General features: G+C 35.7%; 18 protein-coding genes and 1 pseudogene. 12 read left to right on the top strand and 7 right to left on the bottom strand.

Features of this window, described 5'->3' with window-relative positions:
- A pseudogene (locus tag ACIQZ6_RS06555) lies at nucleotides 1-350 on the bottom strand (sugar phosphate isomerase/epimerase); the annotation flags it as partial.
- A 10-nt stretch (nucleotides 351-360) separates the two neighbouring features.
- Nucleotides 361-1,518 carry a Gfo/Idh/MocA family protein gene (locus tag ACIQZ6_RS06550; protein WP_395809372.1) on the bottom strand — a complete coding sequence of 386 codons (1,158 nt, stop codon included), beginning with the start codon at nucleotides 1,516-1,518 and terminating at the stop codon, nucleotides 361-363.
- Nucleotides 1,519-2,025: 507 nt separating this feature from the next.
- On the opposite strand from ACIQZ6_RS06550, the gene ACIQZ6_RS06545 reads away from it, so the two are divergent.
- Nucleotides 2,026-3,045 carry a DUF3500 domain-containing protein gene (locus tag ACIQZ6_RS06545; protein WP_395809371.1) on the top strand — a complete coding sequence of 340 codons (1,020 nt, stop codon included), beginning with the start codon at nucleotides 2,026-2,028 and terminating at the stop codon, nucleotides 3,043-3,045.
- A 96-nt stretch (nucleotides 3,046-3,141) separates the two neighbouring features.
- Here the strand turns inward: ACIQZ6_RS06545 and ACIQZ6_RS06540 are convergent, their stop codons facing one another.
- Complete coding sequence (locus ACIQZ6_RS06540; RefSeq protein ID WP_395809369.1) at nucleotides 3,142-3,471, bottom strand: DUF3276 family protein; 330 nt, start codon at nucleotides 3,469-3,471, stop codon at nucleotides 3,142-3,144.
- Between the two features lie 159 nt (nucleotides 3,472-3,630).
- Nucleotides 3,631-5,418, bottom strand: a complete 1,788-nt coding sequence (locus ACIQZ6_RS06535) for an ABC transporter ATP-binding protein (RefSeq protein WP_395809367.1) — start codon at nucleotides 5,416-5,418, stop codon at nucleotides 3,631-3,633.
- Nucleotides 5,419-5,736: 318 nt separating this feature from the next.
- On the opposite strand from ACIQZ6_RS06535, the gene ACIQZ6_RS06530 reads away from it, so the two are divergent.
- The 9 genes from ACIQZ6_RS06530 to ACIQZ6_RS06490 all read left to right on the top strand — a co-directional run bounded on the left by ACIQZ6_RS06530 (nucleotide 5,737) and on the right by ACIQZ6_RS06490 (nucleotide 11,899).
- Nucleotides 5,737-6,825, top strand: coding sequence for a Glu/Leu/Phe/Val dehydrogenase (locus ACIQZ6_RS06530; RefSeq protein ID WP_395809365.1), 1,089 nt, complete (start codon nucleotides 5,737-5,739; stop codon nucleotides 6,823-6,825).
- Nucleotides 6,826-6,860: 35 nt separating this feature from the next.
- A complete protein-coding gene (gene nusB / locus ACIQZ6_RS06525) occupies nucleotides 6,861-7,808 on the top strand; it encodes a transcription antitermination factor NusB (protein ID WP_395809363.1) in 948 nt (315 codons plus the stop codon).
- A 100-nt stretch (nucleotides 7,809-7,908) separates the two neighbouring features.
- The gene (locus ACIQZ6_RS06520) at nucleotides 7,909-8,358 is read left to right on the top strand and encodes a DUF1573 domain-containing protein (protein ID WP_395809361.1); all 450 of its coding nucleotides are present in this window, start codon (nucleotides 7,909-7,911) and stop codon (nucleotides 8,356-8,358) included.
- 23 nt (nucleotides 8,359-8,381) lie between these two features.
- Nucleotides 8,382-8,672, top strand: a complete 291-nt coding sequence (gene yajC / locus ACIQZ6_RS06515; protein WP_395809359.1) for a preprotein translocase subunit YajC — start codon at nucleotides 8,382-8,384, stop codon at nucleotides 8,670-8,672.
- A gap of 82 nt (nucleotides 8,673-8,754) precedes the next feature.
- Complete coding sequence (locus tag ACIQZ6_RS06510; protein ID WP_395809357.1) at nucleotides 8,755-9,702, top strand: YbbR-like domain-containing protein; 948 nt, start codon at nucleotides 8,755-8,757, stop codon at nucleotides 9,700-9,702.
- Entirely contained in the window at nucleotides 9,702-10,301 is a 600-nt protein-coding gene (gene coaE / locus ACIQZ6_RS06505; RefSeq protein ID WP_395809355.1) for a dephospho-CoA kinase, read from the top strand. Before ACIQZ6_RS06510 ends, coaE begins: the two co-directional genes overlap by 1 nt.
- A complete protein-coding gene (locus ACIQZ6_RS06500) occupies nucleotides 10,298-11,248 on the top strand; it encodes an MBL fold metallo-hydrolase (RefSeq protein ID WP_395809353.1) in 951 nt (316 codons plus the stop codon). The genes coaE and ACIQZ6_RS06500 overlap by 4 nt, the downstream gene beginning before the upstream one ends.
- Nucleotides 11,238-11,399, top strand: coding sequence for a DUF5522 domain-containing protein (locus ACIQZ6_RS06495; RefSeq protein WP_395809351.1), 162 nt, complete (start codon nucleotides 11,238-11,240; stop codon nucleotides 11,397-11,399). The genes ACIQZ6_RS06500 and ACIQZ6_RS06495 overlap by 11 nt, the downstream gene beginning before the upstream one ends.
- Nucleotides 11,400-11,449: 50 nt before the next feature.
- A complete protein-coding gene (locus ACIQZ6_RS06490; RefSeq protein WP_395809349.1) occupies nucleotides 11,450-11,899 on the top strand; it encodes a MarR family winged helix-turn-helix transcriptional regulator in 450 nt (149 codons plus the stop codon).
- Nucleotides 11,900-12,006: 107 nt separating this feature from the next.
- Here the strand turns inward: ACIQZ6_RS06490 and ACIQZ6_RS06485 are convergent, their stop codons facing one another.
- From ACIQZ6_RS06485 to ACIQZ6_RS06475, 3 genes are read right to left on the bottom strand one after another with little or no spacing between them, the layout of a single operon-like run.
- Nucleotides 12,007-12,720: a ZIP family metal transporter gene (locus ACIQZ6_RS06485; RefSeq protein ID WP_395809347.1), complete on the bottom strand. Its 714-nt coding sequence runs from the start codon at nucleotides 12,718-12,720 to the stop codon at nucleotides 12,007-12,009.
- Complete coding sequence (locus ACIQZ6_RS06480; RefSeq protein ID WP_395809345.1) at nucleotides 12,702-13,283, bottom strand: phosphatase PAP2 family protein; 582 nt, start codon at nucleotides 13,281-13,283, stop codon at nucleotides 12,702-12,704. Before ACIQZ6_RS06480 ends, ACIQZ6_RS06485 begins: the two co-directional genes overlap by 19 nt.
- Nucleotides 13,276-14,013, bottom strand: coding sequence for a class I SAM-dependent methyltransferase (locus ACIQZ6_RS06475; RefSeq protein ID WP_395809343.1), 738 nt, complete (start codon nucleotides 14,011-14,013; stop codon nucleotides 13,276-13,278). The genes ACIQZ6_RS06480 and ACIQZ6_RS06475 overlap by 8 nt, the downstream gene beginning before the upstream one ends.
- Before the next feature lie 98 nt (nucleotides 14,014-14,111).
- Here ACIQZ6_RS06475 and glmM point away from each other — a divergent pair, with 98 nt between their 5' ends.
- Both glmM and ACIQZ6_RS06465 read left to right on the top strand, forming a co-directional pair.
- Nucleotides 14,112-15,503: a phosphoglucosamine mutase gene (gene glmM / locus ACIQZ6_RS06470; protein WP_395809341.1), complete on the top strand. Its 1,392-nt coding sequence runs from the start codon at nucleotides 14,112-14,114 to the stop codon at nucleotides 15,501-15,503.
- 113 nt (nucleotides 15,504-15,616) lie between these two features.
- On the top strand, nucleotides 15,617-16,759 hold the full coding sequence (locus ACIQZ6_RS06465) for a cysteine desulfurase family protein (protein ID WP_395809339.1): 1,143 nt from the start codon (nucleotides 15,617-15,619) through the stop codon (nucleotides 16,757-16,759).
- Nucleotides 16,760-16,795: the final 36 nt, after the last annotated feature.

Here is a 16,795-nt window from a genome sequence, read left to right as displayed (position 1 = left end):
ACGGCCCATTCGGTACGTGCTTTAGGATTGTTGTGTACCGATGCAGGGGCAAAGCCATCAAATAGAAGATCATAGGCCGGGTTTACAGCCACTAGCTGTCCCTGTAAGTGGGTAGATAGCTCGGTGATCTCTAAACCACATTCATTTACTAATCCCTTAATCTCATCAGCATAGGTCTTGCTTTCTGCTGCCTTTTGAAGATCAATGCAACGGGGGTCCCAGGTTGGGATCTGTACTCCGGCATAACCAAGGCTTTTTGCCCATTTACATATTGATTCTAGGCTGTTAAAGGGAGCTTCATCGCCTAAAAACTGGGCAAGAAATATTCCGGGTCCTTTTATTGTAGTCATTTTTTATAGATTAAACTTCAAAATTTGTCCATTTTTCATTACTTGAACTGCTTTTAACCACATTGTCGATAAAAGCCATTCCTCTGATTCCTTCATCTACTGATGGGAAATCAAGTGCTTCAGCTGGAGGAGTTGTACCCTCTATCCTGGCAGAAAGACATAAGGCAAAATTCCGATAAAGATTGCCAAATGCTTCGAGATAGCCCTCAGGATGCCCTGCTGGTGTGCGGCTATTGAAGGCTGCATAATTTGAAAGATGATGACCACCCGTTCTTAAGATCTGAACCGGCTGATCCAGCCATTTTAAAATTAACGTATTGGGTTCTTGTTGTGCCCATTCCAGGCCTCCATTTTCTCCATACACTCTAATTTTTAAGGCATTCTCTTCACCTGCTGCTATCTGTGAGGCTACCAGCACGCCATTAGCTCCATTGTCGAAACGAAGCAGCACATTCCCATCATCATCTAATAATCTACCATCAACCACAATACTGAGGTCGGCACATAGCTTACTGATTTTTAATCCGCTGATATATTCAGCTAGATGGGCTGCATGTGTTCCAATATCTCCCATACATCCGCTTTTGCCCGATCTTTTAGGATCTGTTCTCCATGCGGCCTGTGGGTTGTTGTCTTTTTCGGATAAGCGGCTTAACCACCCTTGAGGATATTCTACTAAGATCTTTCTGATCTTACCCAACTCTCCGGCTTTAACCAGTTGTTTAGCCTGCTTGACCATAGGATAACCAGCATAGGTATGGGTAAGCAGTAATAAAAGTCCGGTTTGTTCAACCTTTTTCTTTAATTGTTTGGCTTCATCCAATGTAAAAGAGATGGGTTTATCTATTACCACATGGAAACCATGATCTAGGGCCATCATTGCCGGTGCAAAATGGGCATGATTTGGAGTTACTATGCTTACAAAATCCATGCGCTGATCTGCAGAAAGCTGACTTTCTTTGATGATCATATCTTCAAAGCTGTGGTAGATTCTGCTCTCTTCAAGAAACAGCATTCGGCCACTTTCATCTGCATTTACCGGACTCGTACTCAGCGCCCCACAAACTAGATCGATCATGCCGTCCATATTGGCAGCTATGCGGTGAATGGCTCCAATAAAAGCACCCTTTCCTCCACCTATCATCCCCATTCTTAGTTTTCTATTCATTCCAGGCTAATAAATTAACTAGTTTAAAACAAATGTGTCAGGAACTAAAGTAATTAATCAGCTTTGGCTAAAATGTCGCTGTTTTAACAAAAACTATCTCATTTAAAACATTTTTGCTTTATATGATAGCCTAATAGTATGCTCTTAGAAGTTTTTCTGACCGAAATTTAATTTTAATATCATATTCCAGAAATTGATTACTGTTTTTAAAAAATCGGTTTGCCTATTCGTAGTATAATTTTTAAATCGTTAAATATTCATTCTCTTATTATTGATTTATTAATGATTAAGTCATTTTGATTGAACTGCGCTAGGTTTTCTGTTTGATTTGGTTTAATAGTTTGATTTGGTAAGAAATATGAAAAACAATATAATAACCTTCTACATAAATGAATTAAACTGATTCCCTATATTTATGTTGAAATAAGTTATCATTTACTCAATAGTTCAATTAATTGCATGTATTTAATATTAATTGTCGGATTTTTTTAAAAAATATAGAGAAATATGAAGAAGCCCATTATTTTGCTGATTTTATTGATTTTAATTCAGACTATCGCCTTGGGCCAAGATGCGGTTTCTCTTGCCAATCGTTTTATTTCATTGCTTAATGATGCCCAGAAAACAGAATCTGTTTTTGCATTTGATACCCAAGAGCGCTATAATTTTCATTTTGTGCCAAAAGAGAGGAGGGGGATCACATTTAATGAAATGAACCGAGCACAGCAAGAAACGGCTTATGATCTGTTGAAATCTTGCCTTGGAGGCGATACCTTCCAAAAGACGAAAGATATCATGCAATTAGAAAACGTGTTAAAAGAATTGGAAAAAAGAAAACCGGAAGATAAATGGCGTGATCCGGGTAATTACCACTTTACAATTTTTGGTACACCCTCATCAAAAACCATTTGGGGTTGGCGTTTTGAGGGTCATCATATTTCTTTTAATTTCTCATTTAATAAAAAGACTCTTGTAGCAGGCACCCCCGGATTTCTTGGAAGTAACCCAGCCATTGTACTTAATGGGCCAATGGCCGGTAAGCAAGTTTTGAAACAGGAGTCGGACGTTGGTTTTGCCTTATTAAACGCTCTTTCCAATGCACAAATTAAAAAGGCGATCATTGATACTGCAGCATTTCCGGATATCTTGACATTAAACAAGCGTAACGCTATGCTAGGAAAACCTGTAGGTATCAGCTATTCCGAATTGTCAAAAGAACAACAATCTTTAATGTTACAGCTGATGAGTATTTATGTTCATCGCTATAAGCCTGCTCTTGCAGAAAAAATGATGAGTGATATTCGCAAAGCGGGGTTGGATAATGTTTGGTTTTCATGGGCAGGCCATACAAAGCCAGTTATTGGCAAGGGAGCATATTACCGAATTCAGGGTCCTACCATTATAATTGAATACGATAATACACAGAATAATGCTAATCATGTGCATTCAGTAGTGCGTGATTTAATGCATGACTTTGGAGGAGATTTATTATTAGAGCATTATAAAAAGGGGCATTCAAATAAATGATCAGCTGGCTTCAGCATAAAAAATAGAACTAAAATTAAAGGCCCCGATTCAAGGATATGAATCGGGGCCTTTTTAATAGACTCTATTTTGAAATTTTTATATTTCAAATGAGAAATCATCATCTGCTTTAGTTTGCTCTGTATGATTCTCTGAATATTCGTATCGTTTTTCAACAACTTCCTGATTAGCTTTGATGTAATCAATGGTTTCTTTCAAGCCTTCTGCAAACTTTTCAAAGTCTTCTTTGTAAAGAAAGATCTTATGCTTTATAAAAACACCATCTTCCAAACGTTTCTTACTTTCTGTTACGGTTACATAATAATCATTTGAACGTGTAGCTTTAACATCGAAAAAGTAGGTGCGCTTCCCTGCTCTTACCTTCTTCGAAAAAACCTCTTCTCTTTCTTTATTGTCGAAATCTCCCATTGTTTTTTTTAGTTTCTTGAGGTAAATATAATAGATATTCGGAAAGTAACAAATTGATTTTTTTTAGGGTTGATATATTTTAAAAACGAATGGTCATGACTTCTGAATTCCTGAACTATTATGATGTCTACGCTTCAGGCATTTTTTTTAAAGGTGCAATCATGCAGGTATCTGCTCTTCCAGAAGCTGTTTTTCGAATAATTCGAAATAAATCTTTTTTAATGCCATCAGCTCATGATGAGTACCCTGCTCAATAATTTGGCCACCATCCATAACCAGTATTTTATCTGCATTCTTTATTGAAGATACCCGGTGAGCAATTAAAATGCTGGTTTTATTTTTCATTAATCGCCCCAGATTATTAAGTATCTCTTCTTCAGTGCGGGTATCAATGGCAGAAAGGCAATCATCAAAAATAAGAATCTCTGGCTCTTTAATTAGCGCCCTTGCGATTGAGAGCCTTTGTTTTTGTCCGCCAGAAAGGGTTATTCCCCTTTCCCCAATCATTGTTTCAAAGTTTTTTTCAAATCCTATTATATTATCATATAAAGCTGCATCTTTTGCTGCCTGTTCTACCTGATTAGATTCTACTGTTGACAAGCCAAAGGCAATATTATTAAAAATCGTATCCGAAAAAAGAAATACCTCCTGCGGTACAAAACCTATCTGGTCTCGATAGGCGTTCAGATTGAGCGCTTCAACTTTTTTATTGTCAATTAAAATAGTGCCTTTATCAACGTCATACATTCGCATTAATAAGTTTGCGATGGTTGATTTACCGCAACCTGTTCGGCCAATAATTGCAATAAATTGCCCAGGATCCACTTTAAATGAAACGTTTTTAATGGCCTGAATACCGGTATCCGGATAGGTGAAGCTTACGTCCTTGAATTCAATTCCGCCTTTTAATTTAATTTTATCTGATGATGAAGAAATAATCTCTGGTTGAGTCTGTAAAAACTCATTGATTCTTTTCTGAGAAGCCGATGCTCTTTGGATCAATGAAGTTACCCAGCCTAGTGAAGTTACAGGAAAAGTAAGCTGATTAACATAAACAATAAATTCGGCGATATTGCCTGATGAAATTGTTCCATTGATCACTTCAACACCTCCGATATAAACGGTAATTATTGTACTTACTCCAACCAGTAATAGCATCATCGGATAAAATAAAGCCTGAATCTGAACAAGTGACATAGAATGTGTTTTGTAATCCTCACTTTCTTGATTGAATTTTTTCCGGATATCATCTTCTCTTACGTAGGCTTTGATCACTCTTATTCCTGAAAATGTTTCCTGCACAAAGCTTGACATCGATGAAAGCTGCTCCTGTATTTTTTCACTTCGTTGATTGATGATGGTATGAACATAATAGATCGTAACTGCAAGAAGAGGTAAGGGCAACAAGGCAAAAATTGCGAGTTTGGCATTTACATTAAACATCGCCACAATGATTAGAATAAATAATACTGTTGTGTTGATGGTGTACATGATGGCAGGTCCGAGATACATTCTTACTCTGCTAACATCTTCTGTAACCCTGTTCATGAGGTCGCCCGTATTATTACGGCGATAAAAAGCCATGGATAGCTTCTGATAATGCTGATAGATCTCATTTTTTAGATCATATTCGATATGCCTTGACATCAGGATAATAGTTTGCCTCATGAAAAAAAGAAAAATGCCTCTGAGCAGAGCAAGAGCAAGTACAATCAGGCCAAAAAACAACAAACTTTGTCCAAAAATAGTTGCGATGAGTGCTTGCTTTTCAAAGCCATTAAAAAGCCTATAAATAGCTATATTTTCATTGACAAGATCAAAGGCAATACGAATCACTTGTGCTGGAAGCACAGCAAACAGATTCGAAATTATTACAAACAAAACCCCTGGTAAAAAGCGCCAGCGATAGGTGTAAAAAAATTTATTGAGATATGCCAGTTCTTTCATCTGATCCTTGAGTGGCAAAAATAGGCATTAATGTTGTAGCTTATATGTTTTAAATTTTAGATTTCGGTTTAATTCATGTTCATGATTTCAGAAAGTTACACTCTAAAATTTTATGAATTAAACTCGTTTATTCGGAATAAGAATGAAATCATACTAGAGTAATTTATTTCTGGTTCGGCTATTTTAATTCAAGCCGCCCAGGTTCTTGAATGGTGAAAAAGCGAGAACATAATTTTACTTTAAAATGATTAAGAATTTTGATTTGGGGCATAGTTTGGAATTTTTACTACTTTTGTGGCCTAAAGTCAGGCAGGTAACATGATAGTATCTAAATTTGATGAACATTCAGTTTTTAGTCAGCTTGATGCTTTTGGACATCAAAAAGTAGTGTATTGCAGTGATCCCAGTACTGGCTTAAAGGCTATTATTGCAATCCATGATACCACCCTTGGGCCTGCATTGGGAGGAACCCGGATGCAGCCATACAAGTCTGAATACGAAGCCTTGCAAGATGTATTGCGTTTATCACGAAGCATGACCTACAAGTCGGCAATCACAGGTTTAAATCTTGGTGGTGGCAAGGCGGTGATCATTGGTGATAGCCGATTACATAAATCAGAAGCTCTGATGCGACGCTTTGGTCGTTTTATTGAAAATTTGAATGGCTCCTTTATTACTGCAGAAGATGTAGGTACTAATCCAAGGGATATGGAATTTATCCGTATGGAAACCAAACATGTAACAGGAATTCCTGAATCAATTGGTGGTAGTGGTGATCCATCGCCGGTAACTGCCAAAGGGGTTTTTATGGGTATCAAAGCCTGTTTAAAAGAACATTTTGGTAATGATAGTTTGGCCGGAAAGTCAATTGCCGTTCAGGGAATAGGGCAAGTTGGAGAAAATCTAGTTGGACTTCTCAGAAATGAGAATGCTAAAGTGTATATCAGTGATATAGATGAAGACCGTTTGCGTCAGGTTGCTAAAAAATATGGGGCCACTGCAGTAGCAAACAACAATCTTTTTGATTTGGATATTGATATTTATTCACCTTGCGCCCTTGGTGCCACGGTAAATACAGAAACTATAAACCGTTTAAAATGTTCGATTATAGCCGGATCGGCTAATAATCAGCTTGCTGATGAAGTAATACATGGTTCCATGTTATTGGAGAAAGGGATCATGTATGCACCAGATTATCTGATCAATGCCGGTGGACTAATCAATTGTTACTCCGAAATTGCTGGGTTCAATAAAAAGAAAACGCTACAAATGGCCGAAAATATTTATGATGCCACCAGAAGAGTATTACAGAAATCAAAACTTGAGAATATCCCAACAAACGAAGCAGCAAATAAAATTGCTGAAAAACGTATTGAGGATATCAGAAAAATAAAAGCATCCTATTGATTAATAGGTATTAAAAAATAAAATCGTTCTTATACATGTTAAACAGAAGGCATCTGAGGGTTAAAGCGTTACAGGTATTGTATTCATATCAACAATCGCATGTTAAGGAAATTTTGCCTTACGAAAAAGCATTATTGCAAAGTGTTGATCAAGTTTATGAAATGTATAACTGGCTTTTATCCTTGCTTGTAGAAGTTGCAGATTATAGTATCATTGATGCAGAAGAGCGGGCAAATAAGTATTTGCCTTCAGAAGAAGATCTGAATGCAAGTATTAAGATTCAAAACAACCTCTTTATAGTTTCTTTAAAGCAAAATATTGAATATCAAGCAGCTGTTAAAAAGTATAAAATATCATGGGATTTTGATCCAGAGGTCTGTAAATCTATTTTTATAACATTAAAAGCCTCAGAAGAGTACACCTCTTTTTTAAATCTAAAAGAACATACTATCCAGTCTGATAAAGATATCATCAAATATATTTTCAAAAAATTGATTCTAAAATCGCCGGGTATAGAACAGATATTCGAAGAAAAATTCATTAATTGGCCGGTTGATAAGGATGTTCTTCAGGCATTGGTTGCTAAGACATTCAAGAATTTTTCAAGTACGGTTCCAACCGATAATAAACTTGCACAGATTTGCCCTAATTGGGATGAAGACCGTCCTTATTTGATTGATCTGTTTAAAAAGGTAATAGTCTTTGAAAAAGAATATCAGGAACTTATAGCTCTGAAAACTAAAAACTGGGATTCAGAAAGGATTGCATTGATGGATACATTATTAATGCGAATGGCCATAACCGAACTGATTCACTTTTCATCTATTCCAATAAAGGTTACCATGAATGAATACATTGAAATTTCAAAAGAATTCAGTACTCCTAAAAGCAATTCATTTATAAACGGTATTTTAGATAAAATTTTAGTGGATCTTAAAGCATCAGGAAAAGTACAGAAGGTAGGAAGAGGCTTGCTAGAATAAATAAAAATGTAAAATAGTATGATTTAGCACAGCCACAGACGAATATTTATAGTTCAACACAATTTATCTGAGGTCAATCGAGCAATTAAAAAACAAGTAGATGAAAAAAGTATTTTTATCAATCATGTGTCTGTCTTTATTAGCAGCATGTACTAATCAAAATTCAACTGAAGCTGATCATTCTACTCAGTCTCAGGAACAGACAACAGTTGCTACAGCAGATACTGCCAATGCGCCTGCATTTAAATTCGAAAAGGAAGTATATGATTTTGGTGAGATTAAAGAAGGCGAAAAAGTAACATATGATTTTAAATTTAAGAATATTGGGAATAGTCCTCTAATTATCAGTAGTGCAACTGCAACCTGTGGGTGTACAATTCCTGAGTATCCTAAAGAGCCAGTTGCCCCAGGAGCAGAAGGGCTAATCCGAGTAGTATTTAACAGTGCTGGCAAAGCAGGTATGCAAAATAAAATCGTTAGTATAACAGCAAATACAGTTCCATCACTTACCGAATTAAATATATTGGGTAATGTTTTGGCACCAAATTAATTTTAAACCAAATAGAATATAATATGAATATGGAACAGATCGGGCAGTTTTTACCAATGCTGCTTATTATTGTGGTGTTTTACTTTTTTATGATACGCCCACAAATGAAAAAAGCTAAGGATCATAAAAAATTTGTTGAAGAATTAAAAAAGGGTGATAAAGTGATCACAACATCAGGAATTCATGGTAAAATTGTAGAGATGAATGATTCAACATTTCTAATAGAAGTGGAGAGCGGTACAAAAATCCGTTTTGAAAAATCTTCAGTGTCTTTGGAATCTTCTAAAGCACTTAGCCCCACGGCTACTAAATAATTTTGAATTTAAATTAGTTGATCGCCGCTTCTTTTGGAGGCGGCGTTTTTATTTAACTAAATTTGATAAACGATAGTTAAATATGCCATTCATAAAATTCAGTAAAGTTGAACGTCGCCGTATTTCACTTTTTTTCGTCTGCCTTTTATTTGCAGTTGGAGCATGGATGTTCTTTGCACTTTCAAATAGGTATGTTTATCAGGTCCAAACTCTGGTTCATTATGTAAACTTTCCTGATAATAAGGCCTTTCATTCATTACAATCAGATACGATAGATCTGCAGGTAGAAGGTACAGGTTGGCAATTGTTATTCTCTAAACTGCGGATAAACCCTCAATCTGTTAATGTTGATCTTGAAAAACTTAAAACGCAAACATTTATTAATCTTTCTGATCAGCTGACTACTATTAACAAGCAGTTTGAATCTGCTCAGAAAGTAGTAAATGTACGTCCAGATACCTTATATTTTGATTTTTCATCACGTGCAGTTAAAAAAATTCCTATTCGCCTTAACTATGATATTCGCTTTGAAAATCATTACGGTATTTCAGATACAGTACAGATATCTCCATCTTATGTAACGGTTACTGGACCATTAAATGAACTTGAAAAGATTGATTATTGGTATACAGATACACTGAAGCTAAAAAATATCAATAGTAATTTAAGTAGCAAAATAGCATTGCAGAAGCCTCTGAAAGCTAATATCAATATTTATCCTAAACTGGTTGATTTAAGGCTGATGGTTGATGAGTACACCGAAAAAGTAATGGATGTGCCAATAGTGCTGCTTAATAATAATGAATTCAGAAATGTAAAGTTACTACCCGATAAAGTTAAGATTACATTTCTTACAACATTGAGTAATTATTCAAACATAGAGCGGGGAGATTTTGAAGTTAGTGCAGATTTAAATAATTGGAAATCAAAAGGCTATGTACAATTGCCACTGGTAGTAAGTAAGTTTCCAGAATTCTGCAAATTAGTGAAGATTGAACCCCAAAACATTGATTTTATCATTCAAAAGTGATGCTGAAAATTGGTATAACAGGTGGTATAGGAAGCGGTAAAACAACCGTCTGTAGAGTTTTTGAATTATTGGGTATCCCAATTTTTTATGCCGATACTGTTGCAAAATTGATCATGAATACTGATCCTGTGTTAAAGGAAGAGATCCTGAAAGCATTTGGCGAAAAATCATATTCAAAAAATGGAGATTTAAATAGAGCATACCTATCATCTATTGTTTTTAATAATGAGTCTGAGCTAAATAAATTAAATGCCTTAGTTCATCCTGCTGTATTCAGGGCCTTTGATCAATGGATTGCCATTCATCATGATGCCCCATACATTATTAAAGAAGCTGCACTCTTATTTGAAACTAAATCGTATACCATGTGCGATTTGTCTGTATTGGTAGTTTCGCCTGAAGAATCCAGGATGCGTAGGGTTATTGCAAGAGATGCAATTAGTCACGATGAAATAGTGCTGAGAATGAAAAGACAATTCAGTGATGAACAAAAGATCAAACTAGCAGATCATATTCTATTCAATGATGAAAGTCAGCTATTGATACCCCAAATATTAGCATTAGATCAGCATTTCCACACAATTGGTAAGCAATCATGATCATTGAAGACTTTTTAACGCTTACAGAAAATGGCTTGTATTGCAGCATAGGAGATTTTTATCTTGACCCCAAAAAAGCAGTTGATCACGCAGTCATATCTCATGCACATGGCGACCATGCAGTAAGGGGTAATGTAAATTTATATTGTACAGCTGCCAGTGCTGCAATTATTCGACATCGGTATCATAAGCAAGCAGGGAAGAACTTTCATATCTACACATGGTCGGAGGTTTTTGAGTTGAATGGGGTAAAAATTAGCTTTATTCCTGCAGGTCATATTCTCGGATCAGCGCAGATTTTATTAGAATACTTGGGCATAAGATATTTATATACAGGAGATTATAAGCTGCAGGAAGATCCAACTTGTGAAAGAATCGAATTTGTAAAAGCAGATGTATTGGTCACTGAAACTACATTTGCGAATCCATCTGTGCAGCATCCTAATGCAATAAAAGAGATCATGAAGCTGAATGCTTTCAATCACAATGTATTGTTAGGAGCATATTCATTAGGTAAGGCGCAAAGAATTTCCAAACTGATTACAGATCATTGTCAGCAACGAACTACACTAGTACATCACTCCATTTATAGTCTGAATAAGATTTATGAATCTTTTGGATATAGTCCAGGTAAATATGAGCTTTATAACAGAAAGCAAATGAAGCAACCTGATATGAATCTAGTTTATATAGTGCCTCCTTTAACCTTTAATAGCTATATAAGAGCTAAAAATGTTGTCAGAGCATTTGCCTCTGGATGGATGAAACTTCAACTAAATAATGATCTGTCTTTATTGATCTCTGACCATGTTGATTGGAATGACATACTCACTATGCTAAAAGAGGTAAATCCTAGTCAAGTTTGGACATTGCATGGTAATGGGACCTACCTAAAAGAGCATTTTAAAGATAAATTAGTGGTAAAATTGTTGAATCATGCTGATTGAAAATATTGATTACTACCTAGATCAAGAGGGGAATCTTGTTTTTACTGAGACTTACCATTTGAAAAGAGGGAATTGCTGTAAAAATAAATGCAGACACTGCCCCTGGAAATATGGGCAGGAAGATAAAAAAACATCATCAAAAGATAAATAACCTACTTTTTGTAAATTTTCAGCTTCCACTGGTAGCTTTTTTTCAGTATTATGGAAATAGAGAAAGAAATTTTTAGTACTAAGTTTGAAAATAATCATCACAAGGCGATCATTAACCTGATCTATACCTATGGCTGGATAACTAATTTACTTAAACAACAGCTTAATAAGTATAAAATTACCCTACAGCAATATAATGTTCTTCGAATTTTACGCGGACAACACCCCAATCCGGCAACTATTAATATGTTGAAGGAGCGAATGTTGGATAAGATGTCTGATGCTTCAAGAATTGTAGATCGCTTGGTACAAAAAGAATTGGTTATACGTTTTATTAATAGTAAAGACCGGCGTGCAGCTGATATTCTGATTACACAAAAGGGCTTGGATCTTTTACTAAAATTAGATGTTGAAATGTCATCTAAGAACATTCTCGATAAAAATATCAATAGCGCAGAAGCCGGCATATTGAGTGATCTGCTTGATAAAATGAGGGGATAGGGATCAGTTGTCAGTTGTCAGTTGTCAGTTGTCAGTTGTCAGTTGTCAGTTGTCAGTTGTCAGTTTGCAATATAACTTATAACCTACAACCTATAACCTACAACCCCCTAATGGATAAAAAAACCTGCCAGGGCAATACTAACTCCAAGTAGAACAGCAACTACCTTTTTCAAATTAAATTTATGATCTACACTTGATTCGAACAATATAGTGGTAGAAATATGAAGAAATATTCCAATCACTACGCCCATTATTCGGTCAAAATAGACTTCAATATTGCCTATGGCTCCTTGCCCAATCTCGAAACTTAGCCAGTAACCTAAAGGGCTCATCAGAGCAAATAATATCAATAGAGAGGATATAGAGAATTTGCTTAATTTATTCTCCATTAGAACGCTTCCCAATGCGAATGCTGCTGGAATATGATGCAATGCAATTCCATAAACCAGTTCTTTATGTTGCCCTTTGGCTAATGGCATGCCCTCAAGAAATGCGTGTAAACAAAGGCTGATCATAATACCTAAAGGGAAAACAAAGTGCTGATGGCTATGTTTGTGAATGTGACCGTGCTCAATTCCTTCAGAAAATTGCTCCATGAAAATCTGAAGTAGAAAACCACCGAGAATAAACAGACCAATCTGAGGATTTCCCGAAGAGTAAACGTCGGGCATCAAATGCAATACTGTAATTGCGAATAAATAAGCACCACTGAAAGATAAAACCAGTTTTAAACGGTTTGAATTGTCTTTTTTAAATAAAAATATTCCCAATCCGCCCAATAAAGAACTGCCGAAAAGAAGTATCAGTTGCCAGGATTCCATGTTCCGAATGTTTTACTTGCCAATAAAATTTTACCCATAATAAATCCAATCATTCCGCCAAGCATTGCCCCCGCGAGTATATCAATAGGATAGTGAACGCCAACATACACCTGTGCGAAACTTATAGATGCTGCCCATAATAACCCCATGGGCAAAATTAGCTTCCATTTCGAAAAAAATAGCACTATTAAAAACACTGCCAATCCAAAATGATTAGATGCATGTGATGATGGAAAGCTATAGCCGCTACCACAATCAACTAAATTTTTAACATCTGATTTAATTTCAGGGTCATTACAAGGTCTGAGCCTTTGAACGGTTGGTTTTATTAGTGAAGAGGAAATAAAATCAGTGCATCCAAAGGTAAGTGCTAAAAATAATATCATTATCCAGCCTTGTTTTCCATAATTACGGATTGAAAATATAATAATGAACAGATATAAGGGTGTCCAGAAAAAACGATTTCTGAGTGCTGGCATGAGCCAATCAAAAAACGAATTGCTTAAACCATGGTTAATGGTAAAAAATAGGTTCTGATCAAACTGAATTAATTGTTCAAGCATCGGCTTTTTGGCAAATAAAAATTAAACGGTCAGATTTGATTTCATTGAATGGATTTAATGCATAATCACCAAAGTGTTCCAAAACCTTGAAGCCACTTTTTTCAAACATTCTTTCAAAATCACTTTTGCTGAATGCCTTTACTTCTTCCTTAAATGAAAAATTTTTACTCTTATGTTCAAAGGAAATGCTTTTTATGATATTTCCATTTACTACTTTCTTAGTGATATAAAATTCTATTCCATCCACCTGTTTTACTTCCTGATGGGCCAGATTTTGTACAATTTTTTCGCTGTTGAAATAATCCAATACTAATATGCCGGATCTTTTCAATGATTTATTAAATGCGCTGAGTGCGTTTAAATGATCTTTTTCTGTTTCAAAATATCCAAAACTAGTAAAGAGGTTAAATGCAATATTGAAATAGTTAATATAAAATGAATTTCGCATATCATGAACGTAGAATTGCAGATTCTCATTTTCAAATTGCTGAGCAAATTTTATACTTGCATTTGAAAGATCTATACCCGTTACATCATATCCTTTTTTATTTAGGTACACTGAATGCCTTCCGCGGCCACATGCAATATCAAGTAGCCTAAAATTTTCAACTGGCTTAAGAAAGTTGCAAAGATTATCTATAAAAAATTCAGCTTCTTCGTCATTTCTTTGATGATACAAGATATGGTAATATGGAGAACTAAACCAGTTTTGAAACCACTTTTTTGGCATATGCAGGTATCAGAATTATATCGCAAATATATACATTTACCTTTTTACAGTTCGTGTATACAATGGATTTGTTATTTTTGAACCATTAATTTAATAAAGTGGCTTTAATCAAATCAATCTCGGGTATCAGAGGTACTATAGGTGGTATATCAGGCAATAATTTAACACCCCCTGACATCATTAAATTTACAACAGCCTTTGGTCAATGGGTTATTGCAAACTCTGGTAAGAAAAAAATAGTAATTGGCAGAGATGCTAGGATATCTGGCGAAATGGTCAGAAATCTGGTTGTAGGAACTCTTCAGAGCATCGGGATCGATGTTGTTGATCTTGGGCTTTCTACCACTCCAACTGTTGAACTAGCCGTTCCTGACGAGCATGCAGGCGGTGGCATCATTCTTACCGCAAGCCATAATCCAAAACAATGGAATGCCTTAAAACTTCTTAATCAAAAAGGAGAGTTTATTTCTGATCTGGATGGTCAATGGGTACTTGAGATGGCCGAAAAAACAGATCTTGAATACTCAGAAGTTAACAGCCTTGGTTCTGTAGTTTACGATGATAGTTATCTTCAAAAACATATAGATAAAGTTCTGGCATTACCACTTGTTGATGTAGATGCCATTCGAAAAGCAGATTTCAAGGTGGTGATTGACTGTGTTAATTCATCAGGAGGTATTTTTGTTCCTGCATTGCTCAAGGCATTAGGAGTGAATAGTATTCATAAACTTTATTGTGAACCCAATGGTGAATTTCCGCATAATCCAGAACCTCTTCCAGAAAATCTGATTGATCTATCGCGTGAGGTAGTTTCTAAAAAAGCGGATCTTGGTATTGCCGTTGATCCGGATGTTGATCGTTTATGTTTTGTTTGTGAAGATGGATCAATGTTTGGAGAAGAATATACCCTTGTTGCGGTTTCTGATTATGTTTTGATGCATACTCCCGGAAATACGGTATCAAATTTATCTTCAACCCGTGCATTGCGAGATGTAACAGAAGCTGCCGGGTGTACGTATACCGCAGCTGCTGTAGGTGAGGTAAATGTGGTCAATGCAATGAAAGAAACTAATGCAGTAATAGGTGGCGAAGGTAATGGCGGAGTAATTTATCCTGAATCGCATTATGGCCGCGATGCATTGGTTGGAATCGCTTTGTTTTTGACCCACTTAGCCAAGAAAGGTCAGACTGTTTCTGTTCTAAGAGCGTCTTATCCAGCTTACTTTATTTCAAAGAATAAGATTACGCTCACCCCTGAGATGGATATTGATGCATTGCTTGCTGAAGTTGAAAAACGATACGAAATGCAACCTCATAGTACAATTGACGGATTGAAAATTGAATTTGATAATCAATGGGTTCATCTCAGAAGGTCAAATACAGAGCCTATAATCAGAATATACTCTGAAGGAAGTTCAGAAACTATTGCTGATAATCTGGCTCAAAAAATCATTTTAGATATAAAAGAAATATTAAGGCTGACTGAATAGTCTATTTAATTTATTAATATCGCTTAAATTCAGGAGCGAAAAACTCTCTTCAGGTTTGCATAGTTTTTACCAATGGCTTATGCAAACTGTTTATACGGTTATAATTTTTAGAAATGCGTGTATATCTAGATAATGCTGCAACAACACCCTTTGATAAAGAAGTGTTAAAGGCAATGTACGAAGTGATGGAAACTGATTATGGTAATCCATCTTCAATCCATTCTCACGGACGTGAGGTACGTACACATATTGAAAAGGCTCGTAAAACTGTTGCAGGATTATTGCATGCATCACCATCTGAATTTTTCTTTACTTCAGGAGGTACAGAGGCAGATAATATGGCTATACGATGTGGTATTATTGATCTCGGAATCAAACATGCTATTACTTCAATAATTGAACATCATGCTGTGCTACATACACTTCAGGCTCTAGAAAAAAGTGGTGATATTCGTTTAAGTTATGTTAATATCGATTCAAAAGGTTTGGTAGATTTCAAGCATCTAGAAGAATTGTTGCATTCCAATGAACGCAGCTTTGTTTCATTGATGCATGCGAATAATGAATTGGGAACGCTCACAGATATTGAAGCGGTAGGCCACTTGTGTGAACAATATAATGCTATTTATCATTGCGATACGGTTCAAACCATGGGGCATTATTCTCATGATTTGAGTAAATTAAAGGTTCATTTTCTGGTTTGTGCTGCACATAAGCTACATGGGCCAAAAGGAGTAGGTTTCCTTTATATCAATCATGCTATAAAAATCAAGCCCATGATTTTTGGTGGTTCACAAGAAAGAAATATGAGAGGAGGAACTGAAAATGTGTACGGAATCATTGGATTAGCAAAATCTCTGGAAATCGCATATCAGGAAATGGAAGAGCATCATGAATATATTCAGGGACTTAAATCTTATATGATGGAAGAGTTGGTCAAAAATGTTCCAGGAATAGAATTTAATGGTGAAACTGTCCCTGAAAAAAGTTTATATACGGTCTTGAATGTATCTTTTCCTGAGATGGAAATGGCAGAAATGCTGCTTTTTAGTCTGGATATTGCAGGTATATCAGCTTCAGGTGGAAGTGCTTGCAGTTCTGGAACCAATATAGGCTCACATGTTTTAAATGGTATACATGCAAACCCAGATCGTCCTGCAGTAAGGTTTTCATTTAGTAAATTAAATACACGTGAAGAAATTGATTATGTGGTAGAAAAGGTAAAAGAACTTTGCTCAGTATCATTGAAAGCATAATTTGAAAATGATTTAGTAATTATATTGATTTTTAAA

This window comes from Daejeonella sp. (assembly GCF_044348475.1).
In the GTDB taxonomy this organism is placed as follows: Bacteria; Bacteroidota; Bacteroidia; order Sphingobacteriales; family Sphingobacteriaceae; genus Daejeonella.
The sequence above is the reverse complement of the archived record's forward strand: the minus strand, read 5'-3'. Positions and strand labels throughout refer to the sequence as shown.